Annotated in this window: 18 protein-coding genes and 2 pseudogenes; 13 read left to right on the forward strand and 7 right to left on the reverse strand. The window is 59.4% G+C overall.

From position 1 onward, the window contains the following. Nucleotides 1–438: 438 nt before the first annotated feature. The 3 genes and pseudogenes from EHW12_RS18865 to EHW12_RS18875 form a co-directional block, all read left to right on the forward strand. A pseudogene (locus EHW12_RS18865) lies at nt 439–885 on the forward strand (MFS transporter); the annotation flags it as partial. A gap of 107 nt (nt 886–992) precedes the next feature. Then, nucleotides 993–2,000, forward strand: a complete 1,008-nt coding sequence (locus EHW12_RS18870) for an IS481 family transposase (RefSeq protein WP_125050221.1) — start codon at nt 993–995, stop codon at nt 1,998–2,000. Continuing rightward, a pseudogene (locus tag EHW12_RS18875) lies at nt 1,991–3,070 on the forward strand (MFS transporter); the annotation flags it as partial. The gene EHW12_RS18870 and the pseudogene EHW12_RS18875, both read left to right, overlap by 10 nt. 61 nt (nt 3,071–3,131) lie before the next feature. Here EHW12_RS18875 and EHW12_RS18880 read toward each other — a convergent pair. The 7 genes from EHW12_RS18880 to EHW12_RS18900 form a co-directional block, all read right to left on the reverse strand. Further along, nucleotides 3,132–4,310: an acyl-CoA dehydrogenase family protein gene (locus EHW12_RS18880; protein WP_125051465.1), complete on the reverse strand. Its 1,179-nt coding sequence runs from the start codon at nt 4,308–4,310 to the stop codon at nt 3,132–3,134. 127 nt (nt 4,311–4,437) lie between these two features. Then, nucleotides 4,438–4,677 carry a hypothetical protein gene (locus tag EHW12_RS35350; protein WP_007733370.1) on the reverse strand — a complete coding sequence of 80 codons (240 nt, stop codon included), beginning with the start codon at nt 4,675–4,677 and terminating at the stop codon, nt 4,438–4,440. Then, nucleotides 4,674–4,877 (reverse strand): hypothetical protein, encoded by a 204-nt coding sequence (locus EHW12_RS35355; RefSeq protein WP_007733369.1) that lies wholly within the window; start codon nt 4,875–4,877, stop codon nt 4,674–4,676. Before EHW12_RS35355 ends, EHW12_RS35350 begins: the two co-directional genes overlap by 4 nt. Continuing rightward, nucleotides 4,874–5,278, reverse strand: a complete 405-nt coding sequence (locus EHW12_RS36055; protein ID WP_320443255.1) for a TetR family transcriptional regulator — start codon at nt 5,276–5,278, stop codon at nt 4,874–4,876. The genes EHW12_RS35355 and EHW12_RS36055 overlap by 4 nt, the downstream gene beginning before the upstream one ends. 6 nt (nt 5,279–5,284) lie before the next feature. Continuing rightward, on the reverse strand, nt 5,285–6,079 hold the full coding sequence (locus EHW12_RS18890; RefSeq protein ID WP_125051466.1) for an IclR family transcriptional regulator: 795 nt from the start codon (nt 6,077–6,079) through the stop codon (nt 5,285–5,287). A 317-nt stretch (nt 6,080–6,396) separates the two neighbouring features. Continuing rightward, complete coding sequence (locus tag EHW12_RS18895) at nt 6,397–7,443, reverse strand: phosphotransferase family protein (RefSeq protein WP_007733366.1); 1,047 nt, start codon at nt 7,441–7,443, stop codon at nt 6,397–6,399. Continuing rightward, on the reverse strand, nt 7,440–8,072 hold the full coding sequence (locus tag EHW12_RS18900; protein ID WP_007733365.1) for a TetR/AcrR family transcriptional regulator: 633 nt from the start codon (nt 8,070–8,072) through the stop codon (nt 7,440–7,442). The genes EHW12_RS18895 and EHW12_RS18900 overlap by 4 nt, the downstream gene beginning before the upstream one ends. A gap of 175 nt (nt 8,073–8,247) precedes the next feature. Here EHW12_RS18900 and EHW12_RS18905 point away from each other — a divergent pair, with 175 nt between their 5' ends. The 10 genes from EHW12_RS18905 (at nt 8,248) to EHW12_RS18950 (ending at nt 17,567) form a co-directional block, all read left to right on the forward strand. Continuing rightward, nucleotides 8,248–9,096: a CoA-transferase gene (locus tag EHW12_RS18905; protein WP_197494238.1), complete on the forward strand. Its 849-nt coding sequence runs from the start codon at nt 8,248–8,250 to the stop codon at nt 9,094–9,096. Next, nucleotides 9,093–9,851 (forward strand): CoA-transferase, encoded by a 759-nt coding sequence (locus tag EHW12_RS18910; RefSeq protein WP_125051468.1) that lies wholly within the window; start codon nt 9,093–9,095, stop codon nt 9,849–9,851. Before EHW12_RS18905 ends, EHW12_RS18910 begins: the two co-directional genes overlap by 4 nt. Next, a complete protein-coding gene (locus tag EHW12_RS18915; RefSeq protein WP_042446094.1) occupies nt 9,848–10,978 on the forward strand; it encodes a nitronate monooxygenase in 1,131 nt (376 codons plus the stop codon). Before EHW12_RS18910 ends, EHW12_RS18915 begins: the two co-directional genes overlap by 4 nt. Nucleotide 10,979: 1 nt before the next feature. Continuing rightward, on the forward strand, nt 10,980–11,855 hold the full coding sequence (locus EHW12_RS18920; protein ID WP_007733359.1) for an SDR family NAD(P)-dependent oxidoreductase: 876 nt from the start codon (nt 10,980–10,982) through the stop codon (nt 11,853–11,855). After that, nucleotides 11,842–12,633 (forward strand): SDR family oxidoreductase, encoded by a 792-nt coding sequence (locus EHW12_RS18925; protein ID WP_042446100.1) that lies wholly within the window; start codon nt 11,842–11,844, stop codon nt 12,631–12,633. The genes EHW12_RS18920 and EHW12_RS18925 overlap by 14 nt, the downstream gene beginning before the upstream one ends. 27 nt (nt 12,634–12,660) lie before the next feature. Further along, a complete protein-coding gene (locus EHW12_RS18930) occupies nt 12,661–13,110 on the forward strand; it encodes a MaoC family dehydratase N-terminal domain-containing protein (RefSeq protein ID WP_003945322.1) in 450 nt (149 codons plus the stop codon). After that, nucleotides 13,107–13,529 (forward strand): MaoC/PaaZ C-terminal domain-containing protein, encoded by a 423-nt coding sequence (locus EHW12_RS18935; protein WP_116056527.1) that lies wholly within the window; start codon nt 13,107–13,109, stop codon nt 13,527–13,529. Before EHW12_RS18930 ends, EHW12_RS18935 begins: the two co-directional genes overlap by 4 nt. Further along, nucleotides 13,526–14,506 carry an NADPH:quinone oxidoreductase family protein gene (locus tag EHW12_RS18940; RefSeq protein WP_065352975.1) on the forward strand — a complete coding sequence of 327 codons (981 nt, stop codon included), beginning with the start codon at nt 13,526–13,528 and terminating at the stop codon, nt 14,504–14,506. The genes EHW12_RS18935 and EHW12_RS18940 overlap by 4 nt, the downstream gene beginning before the upstream one ends. A 25-nt stretch (nt 14,507–14,531) precedes the next feature. After that, nucleotides 14,532–15,731 (forward strand): acyl-CoA dehydrogenase family protein, encoded by a 1,200-nt coding sequence (locus EHW12_RS18945; RefSeq protein ID WP_125051470.1) that lies wholly within the window; start codon nt 14,532–14,534, stop codon nt 15,729–15,731. Between the two features lie 147 nt (nt 15,732–15,878). Continuing rightward, on the forward strand, nt 15,879–17,567 hold the full coding sequence (locus EHW12_RS18950) for an FAD-dependent oxidoreductase (RefSeq protein ID WP_125051472.1): 1,689 nt from the start codon (nt 15,879–15,881) through the stop codon (nt 17,565–17,567). Nucleotides 17,568–17,593 lie beyond the last annotated feature (26 nt).

The following is a 17,593-nucleotide window of genomic DNA, read 5'->3' on the forward strand; positions in this document are numbered from 1 at the left end:
TATAACCCACATTGCGCGTTGGCGCTCACACCGATGCGGGTTCTGCGGACAGTCCGAGGTCATCGACCAGATTCGTCGACAGGCTTCTCGAGACCCACGAATTCTGCGATGGGAGCGCTGTCCCAGGGATCCGCACCATCCGAGGTACGCACTTTCCGATCAGGGTCTCTCCCAGGTGCGCTCGAGCCCCAAGTTGCGCTTCGACAGAGATCCGATATCTCCCTGTAACTGTCGAATTGGGCACGTACACAAAAGCTTTCTCCCAACAGATGGAAAACGCCATGGCGAACAAGACCCTAGGCGAACTGTGATGTGACTTACATGGACGGCAGGGATCGCGTCGTCCGCACCTCAGCTCATTGCTCGCCGGACCGAAGTCGACCTCGCACTCCGAGAACTGTGTCCGCGCACTCCGAAAGGACCGCCCCAATGACCTCTATGCCGTGCCCAACCGATCCACCGGACTCATCCACTGACAGCCCTCCGACCCCTCAACGGTGGACGCCTCGCCTCGCCCTCTCCCTTGCGGCTCTGGTGCTCCTTCTCGAGACGCTCACCATCAGCTACCTGATGATTTCGATGGCGATTCCTTCGATTGCAGCGCACTACCGAACCACTCAAGGGGCCTGGCTCCTGACCGCGTTCCTCCTCGTCGGAGCCATCACGGCACCTCTCGTCGGAAAGCTCGCCGACATGTACGGCAAGCGCAGACTCCTCTTGGCGTGCGTGACGATCGCAGCGGTGGGTGCATTCATCTGCGCCGTCGCCGACAGTTACGCGGTGATGCTCGTCGGACGATCTGTATCGGGGTTGCTCATTCCCTGCCTCTTCCTTAGTTACTCACTCATACGAGATGTATTCCCACCGAAGAAAGTGGCGCTAGCTGTTGTGGGTATGGACGTTGCTGACGCTGGATTGAAGTAGACGGGCTGGCCCTTCGCGGCAGGATGGAAGTTGCGAAACAGACCATCAACAGCAAAGGGACCAGCCCTGTGACACACCGTAATGCTCCGCTGACTGTGGAGGGAAGACGACGACTCATCGAGCGGTGCCGCACTCGTCCGATCGCCCACGTCGCCGCCGAAATGGGCATCTCCCGACAATGCGCCTCCACGTGGGTCAACCGGTACCGCAAATACGGTGAACTGGGATTACAAGACAGATCCAGCGCACCGAACCATCAACCCACCGCCACCGCCGCAGAGATCGTGGCCGAGATCGAAGCGATGCGCCGGACCCGGAAATGGTCGGCCGCGCGCATCACGTTCGAACTCCGAATGGACGGAACGGTCATCGCTCGCCGGACGGTCACGAAACTCCTGCGGGATCTTGGTCTCAATCGCCGCCGGTTCATCGACCCGAACGGCGAAACGAACCGCAAACCCCAGGTCATCGCCGCGAAACGGCCTGGTCAGATGGTGCACGTCGACGTGAAGAAGGTCGGCCGCATCCCTGACGGCGGAGGTTGGCGCGTCCACGGGCGAGGTTCCGAGCAGGCCAAACGATCACAACGTCGGAAAACGAAGAACAAGCAGGGCCGCGTCGGCTACACCTATTTGCATTCCGCGATCGATGGCAACACCCGTTTGGCGTACACCGAGGCCAGAGACAACGAAACTGCCGCGACAGCCATCGATTTCATGAACAACGCCCGACTCTTCTTCGCGGCGCACGGCATCACCCGGATCGAGCGCGTGATCACCGACAACGGATCATGCTATCGGGCAGCAGATTTCACTGCTTCACTGCGGGAAGCGCGGCACTACCGGATCAAGCCGTACACGCCGAAACACAATGGGAAAGTGGAGCGCTACAACCGCATCCTCGCCGAAGAACTGCTGTACTCCCGCGAATACATCAGCGAAGCCGAGCGGCGCACTGCCGTCGAGGTGTGGAACATTCACTATAATTATCACCGACCGCATTCAGCACGCGGAGGACGACCGCCTGCCGCTTACCGCCGGCACCGCGTAACTAACGTCCGTGCCTCATACAGCTAGCGGTCAGTATTGCTACGAGCGGAATGGGATTGATCGCCATACCTGCGCCATTTCTCACCGGATGGTTGATCGATCATTACGGCTTCCGAAGCATCTTCTGGTTCTTCGTGATCGTTCTGGTCCTTCTGCTCGGCATGATCGCTGCAACTACTTCCGAATCGTCGGTTCGGTTGCGTTCCACGCTCGACCTGCTCGGCGCCGCCCTTCTCGGCGCCGGAATTGCCGGTGTCTTGATTGCGGTGAGCATCGGCCCCTCGAACGGATGGACACATATCTCAACCGTCGGCTACTTGGCCGGTGGAATCATTCTGTTGGGAGCGTGGCTCATCTCCGCACGACTTGTCCAGGATCCGCTGATCGACCTGCATGTTCTCGGCAATCGACCGGTACTTCTCACCGCCGTCGGCGCCGGTTTCACCTATGCCGCTGCCGGCTTGTACTCGATCCTGCTCCCAATGCTGGCCATGACACCCGCGACCTTGGGGCTGGGCTACGGATTCGGGGTTACCGCAGAGGGTTTCGCTGTGTTTCAGGCGCCTATCGGCGGCATGGTGGTAATCGGGGGCATTGTCGTCGGACTACTCGTCAGCAGAGGGATACGCCCTCGAGGACTTCTCATCGCAGGATTGTCGGCAATGACACTCGGATTTGTCCTGACGTCACTCGTACACGACAACAGAATTCTGCTCATTCTTTTCGCCGCACTGTTCGGGTGCGGAATGGGCCTCGCCTATGCGTCTATTCCAAATCTCTTGATAGAAGCTGTGCCAGCGGAACTCCAGGCGACTACAGCAAGCATCGTGGGAGTGTTTCAGAGCGTATTTCCGGCAGTGCTTCCCGTCGTCGCGTTCAGCGTCATGAATGTCGCGTACATTGCGCCACTCTCCCCCGAAGTAACGAAAGGCGTTGTCTTCTATACTGATACCGGATTCCAGATGGCATTCATGATAGGTGCCGCGGCCACCACTCTCGGCGTCGTTGTCGCGTTCATGCTTCCAAGGTCGATTGAACGATTGCGCAAGCCGACTGAATCAAATCCGAATCGATCCGAGGTCGTAGCCACCAACTGACACAAGACCAGTGAGGCCGTGCCACGAAATGACCCGGCCGCGCTGGTCCGACCGAGCAGATTCAGATCATTGCCCGGTGGATACCCTGCGGCTCGCCACCGAGCTGCGAGAGCGTCGACGCATGGAAGATGGAGCCAGGCACATGAATCGCATGCGCGAGACCGGCATGAGCATCACGCCAGAACCGCTGCATCGGCGTGCTCAACTGCAAAGCCCCACCACCGGAACGAGCAAAGATCTCGTCCACCGCACGCACCGCCCGCCACGCAGCAGCAGTCTGCGTACGCCGACCGATCGCACGAAGCTCGAACGAAACTTCCTGCCCCTTCTCCGTCATGTCCCAGAAACGATCCACCGTCTCCAAGATCGCAGCCCGAGAAGCAGCGATCTCGGCCGCAGCCTCACCGATCGCGAACAACACGTACGGATCTTCCTTGATCGGAACACCACTGACCGTCACCCGCTCACGCTGCGCCGCCATGTTGCACGCCAACGCACCCTCGGCGATACCGATCAACGACGAAGTGATCCCCAACGGGAAAATGCACGAGAACGGGAACTTGTACAACGTCTCCGTACGACCCGCTTCCTTCCACGCCGTCCCGTCGAAAACCTTTCCCGCATCAAGAGTCCGATACGTCGGCAAGAACGCATCCTTGACGATCAGATCCTTCGACCCCGTACCGCGCAGACCCACGACATTCCAGCTGTCCTGGTCGATGTCGTAATCCGAACGCGGCAACAACACGTGCAGAATCTTCGGCGGCATCAACGGCTTACCGGACTCGTCACCGACCATCGCACCGATCATGATCCAGTCACAATGATCGGTACCGGACGAGAACGACCAACGACCGTTGAGGATGTACCCACCCTCGACCGGCCTCGCCACACCCATCGGCGCATACGGTGACGCCATCCACGTATCAGGATCGGTTCCCCACACCTCTTCCTGAGCCTTGCGGTCGAAGAACGCAAGCTCCCACGGATGAACACCGACGATGCCGCTGACCCAGCCCGTGGCACCATCCATCGCACCGATAGCCATTGCCGTCTCGGCGAATTCACGCGGATGCGCCTCGAGGCCACCGAACTCCTTCGGCTGCAACATCCGGATGACGCCGGCGTCGCGCAAACGCTTCGCGCTGCCGTCCGTCAAGCGCATCAGCTTGTCGCCCTCGACTCCGTCGGCGCGGATCTCGTCGGCGAACTGTGAGATGTTGTCCAGAACCTGACCCATGATCTTCCGCCTCCATTGATAGCCCGCCAACCTTCAATAAAGTAGAACACGTTCTAGAAAAATGCGGAAGTAGAACGGCCAGTTCGTTCAGCGCCGATCAATACGAATGCGACAAGGCCAGTGGCGTTCAGGTCGACACGTGCCCCAGTCCCGCGGTCAGAATGCGAATACACCTCATCGCAACTTCCGCAGGCGAGCCGTCGCCATACGCCGGGGAGTCCCCGTCAACCCACGCGACAACGGCCATCCGCTGGGCCGTGTTCGCTGCAATTGCAAGCAAACGCACTTCCAGTGGGTCTGCGCCGGGTCCCATCAAATCACGCAGTACGAGCACCAATGCAGTCTCGGTGTCGTTGACCAAGCTCACCACGCGTTCCGAAGCGCCGGATCGCCAGGAACAATCCTTTGAAGTCGGCGAATCAACGCAATCGCATCGGGTGTTGCGGCAGGTGAATTCAGTGCGACGCGGGCGGCGGATGCCAGCACCTGAACAACAGGCGTACCCGGCGAACTGGACGCGATATACCCGAGCCATTCGTCGATCCCGTTGGCGAGTATCGGCCTCACCGCATCTTCCTTCGTCCGAAGTATCGATAGAACGTGCGAAGTCCGATTCCAGCTGCGCGTGCAATGCCCTCGGCAGTCACCGGATTCTCGCCGCGAAGGACAAAAAGCTCTGCAGCACAACGTGATATCTCCAACTTTGCCTGCTCCTTCCGCCGTTGGGTGAGCGACGGGGAGTTAGACACTGAACCATGCTCATGCCAGTATCGCACGGTGCGCCACCGTGCTTCGGAGTTGAACAGGAAGAACCCTGGCATCGGCTGCGGAAGCCATGAACCGTCCACTTCGCCTTCGATCAGTTCCGCCACCGACTGGACATCGAGACGCCAGGCCAGCCTCGTCTGACCCCCATCGCCATTTGACGCGATTCGAGGCGGCAGCGCAGGACCAAGTCTACGGATCATCGACGTTCACGAACGCATACGCCTGGGTCCCGCCGACGGCAACGCTCGCAGTTCACGCATGGTGCGTTGAACATCGAAATGTGTCGCAGTTTGGCCAACCGCCCCCCAAATCGATGACGCTACAAGGCGGACAGGTACCGCACTTCGGTAGTCGAGTTTGAGCATCGCGGACGGACCGGAAACAGCAACGGCAGCAATCGCGTTTCCTTGCGGCCCAACCGGTGCAGCAACGCAATTGAGGCCGGGACTCAACAGCCCCGCGCCGTACGCTACGCCGGTATCACGTATTCGACTGAGTTCCTGCCTTAGAGTCATCGGCGCTTCAGCGCCCACAGGGGAGCCTCCGAACGCAAGGAGCACACGTCCAAGAGCCGACCTGTCGGCCGAAGAACGTTCGCCGACACGAGTAGGAACTACACCGGACAGCATTCCGCCGATCTTGTCGAGGTAAACGACATCCGGCGCGTCCAGCACTCCGAACTGCACTACCAGTCCGGTCACTCGATGCAACTCGCGAAGGAAGGGCAAAGCGACCGAATACAATCGATCCTGTTGTATTGCAAGGCTTCCCAGCTCCATCAATCTGATTCCAAGGCAGTAATCAGTGCCATCCCGCCGGAGCCACTTCTTGGCGACGAGCTGCTCGAGCATGCGATGCACCGACGAACGAGGCAAGCCGGTAATTCGCGAAACTTGACTGAGAGTGAGCTGTCCGGACACTTCGAAAGCATCCATGACCGACGCCAGTCGATCCAGGAACCCCGCCGGGGTCGTAGCGTCTGCACGAGCGGAAGCTTGCATGCGAATTCCTTGAAGTCATTCCCACAATTTATGGTGCATGTGGGGCACGTGGAGCCGAAAAGCGCTACCGGGCTTACTGGTTACGGCCCGCTGCAACAGCACCGCGACACCAGGCCGTCCGTCACCGTCGGATGTTCGAACGATCTCAGTGTGACAAATTGTGCCATGTTGACATCGGGTGTGAAGAGAAAAACCTCAGGAGCATTCACAGAAGGATCACGGTGGACGTTAACGCCGCAACATGAACAGAGAAGGACGAAATACGTTGCCCCGGACGCATATTCCACTAGACCAGAAAGTCGCACGGAAGATTTCCGTCAAATCCGTTGGGCCATTCGCCACGCTTGTGCCGCAAGCCTGTCCGCCTGGGCGCCGAACGATTCCGCCGACCGCTCGATTTCGCCCATCGCGCCACGTAGCGTGCGGCTGTACACACCCTCGACAATGCATGCGATCTTCCACCAGTTGAACGCAATGTAGAAGTCGATATTGAAGTCCGCATCTTGTTGGGCCGCAGAGATATAGACGTCCAACAGCTCATCACGCGACGGAAAACCTTCGATTCGAGTCGGAGCATTCTCCAATGCACAAACATCGTCATCGGGTTCGGCCCAATAGACCAACAGTTGGCCCAGGTCTGCCAAGGGGTCACCCACCGTGGCCAGTTCCCAATCCAGTATTCCGGCGATCACGCCGTCGGCGCCGACAATGCAGTTGTCAAGGCGAAAGTCACCGTGCACGACGCTGCTACTGCACTGAGGGGGAATATTTCGAGACAACTTGGCATGTGTGCGTTCGAGGTCGAGGCTATCTCGCACACGATCACCCTTCCAGTTCCGCAACCACCGATTCAACTGACGATCGATGTAGTCCGTCCGATCGGCCAGAGCATTCCATCCGATCTCACGAGGGTCGACCGAGTGCAGGGCGGCAAGATTGCGAACCAGTTCCGCGGCCAATCCGGCTCGCGTTTCGTACGGGATTTTCGCGCGTACTACCTCCGGATCACGCAGGACTGCGCCGTCGATGAAGTCCATGACAAAGAACGGAGCACCAGTCACAGATTCGTCAATGCACTTGCCTACAACGATCGGTGACGGAACCGGCACGTTCTGCAGTCGCTCGAGAATGTCAGCTTCGCGAATTACATCATGGGCGGATGCATGCCTGATTCCGAGCGGGGGTCGACGTAGCACCCATCGAGAACCTGCCTCGTCGCTCACCGAGTAAGTCAGGTTCGAGCGTCCACCGGCGATCCGTTCGAATTCGAGCAATCCTTGCGTGGCATCGGGCAGATACTCACGGAACCACGCCGCCACCAGGGGCTCACACAAACCGTTGTCGCCCTGCGGTGCCGGGTTCACGACCTCACACCCTCTCGCGCGGGACCACTTCCGACAGATGCTGATTTCAGCGGCGCATCGATGCCGTCGAGAAACACCGAAACGACGGCATCGGCGAGCTCTGAAAGACCGAACTCCTCTGTGGGGCTGAACCATCGGAGCGACAACCACACAGCGTCGCGAATCAGTCCGTAGAGAATCTCCGCCGGCAGGTCCGATCGAAACTCGCCTGCGCTCATTCCGGATTCGATAACAGCGATCCAGGCGTCCTTGGTGCTACGGGCGGCCTCACGGATGTCGTGATAGGAGTCAAGTTTCCGGAGATAGGTGCTGTTGTTCTGATAGATCTCGGAGGCGTGTGGGTGCGCCTGACTGACCTGAAACGAAGCTCGAACCAGCGAACCGAGGCGAGTACGTGGGTCACCGGCAGATTCCAGGATCGACCCGTATGCGCTCGTGAGCGCCTGAAGATATTGTGTGACAATCGTATTCGCGATTGCATCCTTCGATGGGAAGTAGTGATAAAGGCTTCCGGACAGAATTCCCACCGCATCAGCGATATCGCGAACTTTGGTGCCCGCGATCCCCTTGGTGGCGAACAGTTCTGCAGCCTGTTCGAGTATCAAGTCGTGACGATCCGACCATTCCATTCAAGTCCTCCTGACGAGTCTTCACGTGTCACCTCTGACGAGGTTGCAATTTTGACTCTATACCGCGAATCAAACGTTTGCTACAGTCGCTCCGTACCGCGTAGCAAACGTTTGATACGAGACTTTGAGCGCTCGTGAAATACCAGGAGAGGACGGACGCGTGTCGGACAAGACAATGTCGGAAGCAGATGTCGTAAGTCGACTGAGATCGGGAATGACAATCGGAATCGGCGGGTGGGGTTCGCGCCGGAAGCCGATGTCACTCATCCGAGAGATCCTCAAGTCAGAACTGACCGATCTGACCGTTGTGTCGTACGGCGGAGCTGATGTGGGGTTGTTGTGCGCAGCCGAAAAGGTTCGAAAGGTTGTGTTCGGTTTCGTCTCGCTGGACTCGATCCCCCTGGACCCTCACTTCAGAGCAGCCCGACAGGCTGGTCGTATCGAGGTCAGCGAATACGACGAGGGCATGCTCCAATGGGGCCTGTACGCGGCCGGGATCCGTATGCCCTACCTGCCGACTCGCGCGGGACTCGGTTCCGACGTCCTCCGAGTGAATCCGGAACTGCAGACGATCGTCGATCCTTATGCGGGCGAATCATTGGTTGCGATGCCGGCGCTCCCCCTCGATGCCGCGCTGGTACATATGAACCGCGCGGACATGCATGGCAATGCCCAATACCTCGGGCCGGACCTGTACTTCGACGACCTGTTCTGCCTAGCTGCCGAATCGGTCTATGTCTCTTGCGAACAAGTGGTTCCCACTGCGGAGTTGACCGCGGATGCACATCCGTCGACGATTCGAATTCCCCGGTTGCTTGTATCGGGAGTCGTTCACGCTCCAGGTGGTGCGCATTTCACATCCTGCGTACCCGACTACGATCGTGACGAGGCTTTCCAACTCGAATATGCCACTGCAGCAAAAGATCCAGAAGCTTGGCAACGCTTCGTCGACCGATATCTGTCCGGCTCCGAGGCCGACTACCAGAGACTCGTCGCTGCGGAATTCGAAGGAGTGCCGGCATGAGTGACGCCACTCGGGCAGAGGTCTGCGCGATCGCGTGCGCCGAGGCGTACCGAGGCAACGGTGAAGTGATCGCGAGCGCATTCGGCGTGATACCTGCAATCGGTGTGCGATTGGCGCGCCACACTTTCGAACCCGATCTCGTTTTGTCCGACGGAGAAGCGTCAGCCGTGCGCGGCACGTGGGCCGTCGACCGAACTCCGGCAGGCGAGGTCGAATCGTGGTTGCCCTTCAACCAGATCTTCAATCTCGTCTGGAATGGCAAACGGCACATCATGATGATTCCCACGCAGCTCGATTCCTATGGGAACTGCAACATCTCCGCGATAGGTGATCATTCGCGGCCGACAGTGCAACTCTTGGGAGTCCGCGGAGCGCCGAGCAATACCGTGCATCACCCGACAAGTTACTGGGTGCCGAAACACAGTGCACGCGTTCTCACTTCACAGGTCGACATGGTTTCCGGTGTCGGAAACGACAATGCACGCAAGGCCGGACCGTCGGCCAGCCGATACCACGAGTTACGACGAGTTGTCACAAATCTCGCAGTTCTGGACTTCGAGTCGGATAGCGGACAGTTGCGTCTGGTGTCGACTCACCCCGGCGTAACCGTCGACGAAGTAGTAGCCGCAACCGGGTTCGAACTCCACCTGCCCAAAGCCGTACCCACTACTCGAACCCCCACAAGCGAGGAACTCGACCTGATTCGCAACGTCATCGATCCACGGAACCTACGTGACAAGGAAGTACCGGCATGACCGTGCTGAACTCAGGTACCGGGCCACTGCACACCCGTATCTGCGAACTCTTCGGTGTGAAGTATCCGATTGTGCAGACCGGCATGGGGTACGTCTCGGACGCCCGACTTACGGCGGCCACAACCAAAGCCGGCGGTTTGGGAATCATCGCCGGGGCGATGCTGACCTACGACGAACTCGTCAGCGCCATCGATTACGTCAAAGACCGCACCGACCAACCATTCGGCGTGAACTTGCGAGCCAACCAGGACGACATCGATCGCAGAATCAAACTTCTCATTCGATCGGGGGTCAAGATCGCCTCCTTTGCGCTCGCACCGAACCAGGCGCTGATCGGCCGACTCAAAGATGCAGGCCTTGTTGTCGTGCCGTCGATCGGAGCTCGCAGACATGCCGAGAAAGTTGCAGCGTGGGGAGTTGACGCAGTTGTCGTTCAAGGCGGCGAGGGCGGCGGACACACAGGCGCAGTCCCCACGAGTTTGCTTCTGCCACAGGTAGTCGACGCCGTCGACATCCCCGTTATCGCGGCAGGCGGATATTTCGACGGCCGAGGTCTCGTCTCAGCACTCGCCTACGGTGCAGACGGAATCGCGATGGGGACTCGCTTCATGCTCACCAGCGATTCACCGGTGTCTCAGGCAGTCAAAGATGTCTATCTCTCGAAGTCGGTCAACGACACCGTGGTCACACTCGAGATCGACGGGGTTCCTCAGCGTGTGCTGCGCGCAGGAACGATCGATCAACTCGAATCAAGCCACGGACCGACGCGCATGTTACGTGCTGCCCGCAATGCTGTTGCTTTCCAACGTCTCTCGGGAACTCCCTGGTCGAAGTTGATACGTGAAGGCCTGGAAATGCGGAAGAGCCACGAACTCGGCTGGCGGCAAGTTGTGATGGCCGCCAACGCACCGATGCTGTACCGATCCGCACTCCTCGACGGCCGCACGGATATCGGAGTCATGGCGACCGGGCAGGTCGTCGGACTGATCGACGACATCCCCAGTAGCGCAGAACTCGTCGAACGCATCATGCAGGACGCGGAGGCCGTCCTTGCTCGACTCACACCCGCACCCGAATTGGACAGTCGAGTCTTGTCAACTGAAAACGTGAAAGGAACAACGAACTGAAATGAATCAGCTGAAAGATCGAGTAATCATAGTAACCGGTGCCGGTCGTGGTTTGGGCCGGGAGCACGCCCTGCTACTTGCGGCCGAAGGCGCAAAAGTGGTTGTCGACGACACCGGCGCCGGACCGGACGGGCACGGAAACGACATCAGTATTGCGGCATCGGTCGTCGACGAAATCGTCGCGGCCGGAGGAATCGCAGTTGCCAGTGTCGCGGACGTCACGACGATCGACGGCGCGAGCGAACTCCTGGACCTGGCCCTCGAGGCATTCGGCTCGGTCGACGGCCTGGTCAACAATGCCGGCATCCTGCGTGATCGAATGTTTCTGAACATGCCCGAGGCCGATTGGGACGACGTGATCTCGGGACAACTACGCGCTACATTCGCGCCCTGCACTGTATTCGGCAACTACTGGCGCGAGCGTTCGAAGTCGGGCGAAACCGTCGCGGCGTCGATCGTGAACGTATCGAGCACCTCCGGGCTGCTCGGTGCCGTCGGTCAGAGCAACTACGGCGCCGCGAAGGCCGGGATCGCAGCGTTGACAACGATCCTCGCACAGGAGGTCGCCCGATACGGTGTGCGAGTCAACGCAATTACGCCTGTGGCCAGGACACGGATGACCGAGAATGTTCCCGGTATCAAGGAACTTGTTGCAGCACCTGACGATCCGAGTGCATTCGACACCTATCATCCAGGCAACGTCTCGCCAGTTGTGGCCTATCTGCTCACCGAGAAGTGCCCCGCCACTGGTCAGGTGTTTTACGCCAAAGGCGGCGAAGTCCGCCAGTTTCTCGGGTGGCAGTACGGAAAGACCATCGCCAGAGACTCGCGATGGACGGTGGAAGAGTTGACAGAGGCGATGAGTGAAATTGTCTGAGACGACTGCGCCGATCCCTGGTCCGGGACACGGCCTTGCTGAAGGCAAATCCGTTCTGGTGACAGCAGCAGCGGGAACTGGAATCGGATTCGCAGCGGCACAACGCTTTGCTGCCGAAGGTGCCCGACTGGCGATCAGTGACCGGCATGAGCGCAGATTGATCGCGGCCGCCGACCGCATCGAGTCCGAGTTCGGCACCCGCCCACTCACTGTTCCTTGCGATGTCACGGACAATCAGCAGATCGACGCAATGGTCGATCGGGTGGTTGCCGAGTATGGATCCATCGACGTCCTCATCAACAACGCAGGCCTCGGCGGGACGGCGAGCATTCAAAGTATGACCGACGAGCAGTGGTGTTCGGTACTCGATGTGACCCTGACGAGCACTTTCCGCACCACACGATCAGTGTTGAGAGTCATGATTCCACGAGGGTCGGGGGTGATCGTCAACAACGCGTCGGTCATCGGCTGGCGTGCGCAGGAAGGGCAGTCGCACTACGCCGCAGCGAAAGCCGGCGTCATGGCGCTCACACGATGCTCTGCCCTCGACGTGGCACCGCACGGAATCCGGGTCAACGCGGTTGCACCGAGCATCGCGATGCATCCTCACCTTGCCAAGGTGACCAGCGACGAACTGCTCGAACAGCTCAGCAAGAGTGAGGCTTTCGGTCGTGCGGCACAGCCGTGGGAGGTCGCCAACGTCATGGTCTTTCTTGCAAGCGACTACTCGTCGTACATGACGGGCGAAGTCGTTTCGGTAAGTAGCCAACATGCATAGCCACCCATGGGGTCTGAAGGAGAAGCTGTGGTCGACAAAGAGTCACTAGGTATCACGGGCACCCCGTTCCGTATGGACATCGAGCGCGGCAAGATTCGTGAGTTCGCCGTTGCCACGTATTCGAGCAATCGGAACTATGTCGAAGACGAGTTCCCGGTAGTGCCCCCGACGTTTCTCACCACGACCCTCCTCTGGCAGACAGAGGGCTCGGATCCGTGGCGGAAGGTAGAACTCGACGGCAAACGCGGACTCCATGCCGAACAGAAGTACGAGTTCTTCGGTCCACCTCCCCGCGCAGGTACTCGTCTGAACTGCACTTCGCGGATCGTCGACATCTACACGAAGCAGGGACGGAAGGGCGGCGAGATGACTTTTGCCGTGATGACAACGGATTTCGAAGACGAACAGGGAAATCTCATTGCTCGGGCAACTATGACCGGAGTGGAAACTGCTCGACCGACTGTGGAGGAATCTTGATCAACACAGTGTCAGTCCCGACCCCGTGGGTTGTCGGTCCGGTATCCCGCACCGATTTCGTCAGGTACCAAGGTGCGTCGGGAGACATGAATCCGATTCATCACGACCAGGTTTTCGCCGAGGCGGCGGGGTACCCGAGTCCGTTTTCGGTCGGGATGTTCCAAGCTGGGCTCCTGGCCACCTTCGCCACCGATTGGCTGGGTGCAGAGAACATCCGAGCGATACGAGTTCGGTTCCTCGAACAGGTTTGGCCCGAAGACACTCTGACATGCTCAGCGCTTGTCGAACGAACCTATACGGACGACGAAGGTGACAAGATCGACGTCGAACTCGCCTGCACGCGGCAGACCGGCGGATTGGCGGTCAAGGCGTGGGCAACCTTCGTGCGGACGCCCCTCGTACCTTCGGAGCGGCCGTGAAGGCGCACGTATGTACCCAGCTGGGGTTGCCGAATCAACTGCAGTTCACAGAAATTGACGATCCCACGCCGACACCGAACCAAGTTCTCGTCTCGGTCAAGGCGGCGGGTGTCAATTTTCCCGACGGGTTGATCGTCGCCGGAACGTATCAAACTAAACCCCCACTCCCCTTCATTCCCGGGTCGGAAGTCGCGGGTGTAGTGCACAGTGTCGGCTCGGACGTCCAAGGGGTCACCCCGGGGATGCGAGTCATGGCCTTCTGCGGCATGGGCGGATACGCGGAACTCGTGGCGGTCACCAGTGACAAGGTCTTTGTCATCCCTGATTCCATGAGTTTCTCCGACGCTGCCGGATTCGTGGTTACCTACGGAACGTCCTACCACGCACTCGTCGACCGAGCTGCGATCCGACCAGGAGAGACATTGCTCGTCCTGGGTGCCTCCGGGGGCGTCGGGCTCACCGCAATCGAGATCGGCAAAGCATTGGGTGCACGCGTGGTGGCGGCGGCGTCCTCCGAGGCGAAACTCGAGGTCTGTAAGCAACATGGAGCAGACGAGTTGATCAACTACACAACGGGCAACCTTCGCGAACGAGTCGCACAGGTCGCACCGTCCGGTGTAGACGTGGTGTACGACCCGGTCGGTGGAGATCACGCCGCTACAGCGGTGCGCGCATTATCCACCGCAGGAAGATATTTGACGGTTGGCTACGCTTCGGGGCAGATTCCGAAGATCGGCATGAATCGCCTCCTCGTCGTTGGCGGGGCGCTACATGGAGTTCTCTGGGGCGCATGGGCGAAGCGTAATCCGGAGTGCAACGCGGACAACATGCGAGCGCTCTTCGACATGTACGACGGTGGCGCTCTGTCTCCTCATGTGAACAGCATCCACCCGCTGATCAATGCTCCTACCGCACTCGAGGAAGTCATGAGTCGACGAGCGCTGGGCAAAGTCATCCTCTCAACCAACCCCGAATGACAATTCACGACAAAAGGTGCCGTCAATGGACTTAGCTCCGAGCCCCGCTGCGCGCGAAATCATCGCGCGTCTAGAAGCATTCATGGACGAACACGTCTACCCAGCTGAGTCGGTTTACTCCGAACAACTCGAGGCCGCAGGACCTCGCAGTCACGTCTTGCCACCCGTAGTCGAGTCGCTGAAGTCGGAAGCGAGACGCCAGGGCATGTGGAATCTGTTCATGCCGGCGCTCTCAGGACTGTCTCACCTCGACTACGCCCACATCGCCGAGGTGACGGGACGCTCGCCCTACATTGCCCCCGAAGCCCTCAACTGCGCGGCGCCCGATACCGGAAACATGGAGATCCTGCACCTGGTGGGAACCCGCGAGCAGAAGGAGCGATGGCTTCAACCACTGCTCGACGGCACAATGCGTTCGGGCTTCTCCATGACTGAACCCGATGTTGCGTCCTCCGATGCCCGAAACATCATGACGTCGATTGTTCGGGACGGCGACGAATACATCGTGAACGGTCGAAAATGGTGGACGACCGGTGCAGCAGACCCACGGTGCGAAATTCTGGTAGTCATGGGGAAGACGAATGCCGAGGCAGAGCCCCACAAGCAGCAATCGATGATCTTGGTGCCCGTCGCCACCGCTGGAGTCGAAATCGTGCGCAGTTTACCGATATTCGGATACCACGACCAACACGGCCACTGTGAAATTCGGTTCGATAACGTTCGAGTACCGGCAACAAATATGCTTGCGTCCGAAGGAGACGGGTTCGCCATCGCACAGGCGCGCCTGGGTCCGGGCAGAATTCACCACGCCATGCGCTGTATCGGCATGGCGGAGCGCGGATTGGACTTGATGGTTCGACGTGCCCAGTCTCGTAACGCTTTTGGCGGGCCGATCTCGGATCAGGGAGTTGTCCGGACCTGGATCGCCGAATCGCGAATGGAAATCGAGCAGGCCCGCCTTCTGGTGCTGAAGACAGCATGGCTCATCGACCAGGTCGGAGCCAAGGGCGCTCAGATCGAGATCGCGGCAGTCAAAGTCATCGGTCCTCGTGTGGCGCGCAACGTCCTGAATCGATCGATCCAGTGCCACGGGGGTGGCGGTGTCACCGACGACTTCCCGATCGCGAGAATGTGGGCGAGTGCCCGGATCCTCGGTATCGCCGACGGACCAGACGAAGTGCATATCAGGAGCGTCGCACGCCACGAGTTGCGCAAGCACCGCTGACGGCGATCGGTGTTGGAGGCCCGCGAAAGCCGTTGTATTGCTGAATCATCAGCCTTCGTCCACTCGAGCGCATGATTGACCTCGGTCAACCCCTTCGGGCTGCGGCCCGTGAAGAGAAAACCTCAACCAATTGAATAGGAGAGGCAAATGCCTCGCGCGTCAAAATCAAGGGAAGTGTCCTTCGATCACGAAGTGGGCTTCCTCGTTGTCGGCAGCGGTGCCGGTGGGTTGACCGCGGCGTTGGCAGCCGCCGCCAATGGTCTGAACACCCTCGTCATCGAAAAAGCAGACGTTTATGGCGGCACCACCGCGCTGTCGGGCGGCAACATCTGGGTGCCCAACAATCCAACTCTCATCCGTGAAGGGCTCTCGGACAGCCGTGACGACGTCCGGGCGTACATGCGAGCTGTCGTTGGTGATGGAGTTCCCGAGGACAACATCGACGCGTTCGTCGACGAAGGTCCACGCGTGTTCGAGTTCCTCGAGAAGACCAGCCCGCTCATGCGATTCCAATGGTGTACGGGCTATTCGGACTATCACCCGGAGAAGCCGGGCGGTCGCCCACGTGGACGTACCATCGAACCGCTTCCTTTCGACCTGAAAATGCTCGGCACCGACGAGTCCGGTCTGCGCCCCGGCGCACTTCCGACTCCCGCCGGTCTGTACATCACATCCAAAGAGTTCGTGAAACTGAACATGGTCATGCGTACCTGGGCAGGGCGACGTGCCGCGCTGGCAACCGGGTGGCGTGCAGCGAAGAGTGTTCTGACCAGAAGGCACATGGAGACACTCGGGCAGGCCCTGGTCGGCCGTCTGCGCCTGGCGATCAAACAAGCCGGCGTTCCGCTTTGGCTGAACACTGCGATGGAATCGCTGATCACCGACGACGATGATTGCGTGGTGGGTGTGGTGGCCGAGCGCAACGGCCGCACTGTCAGAATCCGAGCTTCCAAAGGCGTACTGCTCGCCTGCGGCGGTTTCGAACAGAGCGACGAGATGCGTCGGCAGTATCTCCCGGAAAACGCCAGCGCCAACTACAGCCTCGGTTCGGTCGACAACACTGGAGACGGCATCCGCGCGGGACAACAAATCGGCGCCTCAGTTGACCTGATGGATGACGCGTGGTGGATGCCCTCGTTCAAGAGACCTGACGGGATCATGCACGGATTGGTCTCCGAACGGTCGGTGCCCCGATCGATCATCGTGAACCAGAACGGAGTTCGGTTCACCAATGAATCCGCTCCCTACGTGACATTCGTCCACAACCAGATTGCCGGGGGTCACGAGCCAGCGTGGTTCATCTTCGACGCGAAGGCCAAAAGTCGCTATCAGATCGGAGCGATCATGCCGGGGCAGAAGTTCCCGAAATCCTGGTTCGACAACGAACTCCTCTACACCGGCGACACGCTCGACGAGTTGGCCGGCCGCCTCGGACTTCCGAAGAAACAATTGGCTCTCACTGTGCATCGATACAACAGGTTTGCGCACAACGGTGTAGACGAAGACTTCGAGCGTGGAAAAAGTGCGTACGACAACTACTACGGGGACCCGACATTGCCAGTCCCCTCGATGGACATGATCGACGAAGGTCCGTACTACGCGATTCGACTACGAACCGGCGATCTGGGAACGAAAGGCGGGCTCGTCTACAACAAACATGCACAGGTCATGCACAGTTCCGGTGAACCGATTGCAGGTCTCTACGCGACGGGCAACACCTCGTCCGCGGTCATGGGCAACGACTACGCCGGGGCAGGCGCGACCATTGGGCCGGCGATGGTTTTCGGATACATCGCGGCGCGCCACGCAGCTGACCGCCGACAGGACCCGCGATAGATCGGAGTCGTTCCCGTTCCCGTCGG

It is taken from the genome of Rhodococcus sp. NJ-530 (assembly GCF_003860625.1).
Taxonomy (GTDB): Bacteria; Actinomycetota; Actinomycetes; order Mycobacteriales; family Mycobacteriaceae; genus Rhodococcus_F; species Rhodococcus_F qingshengii.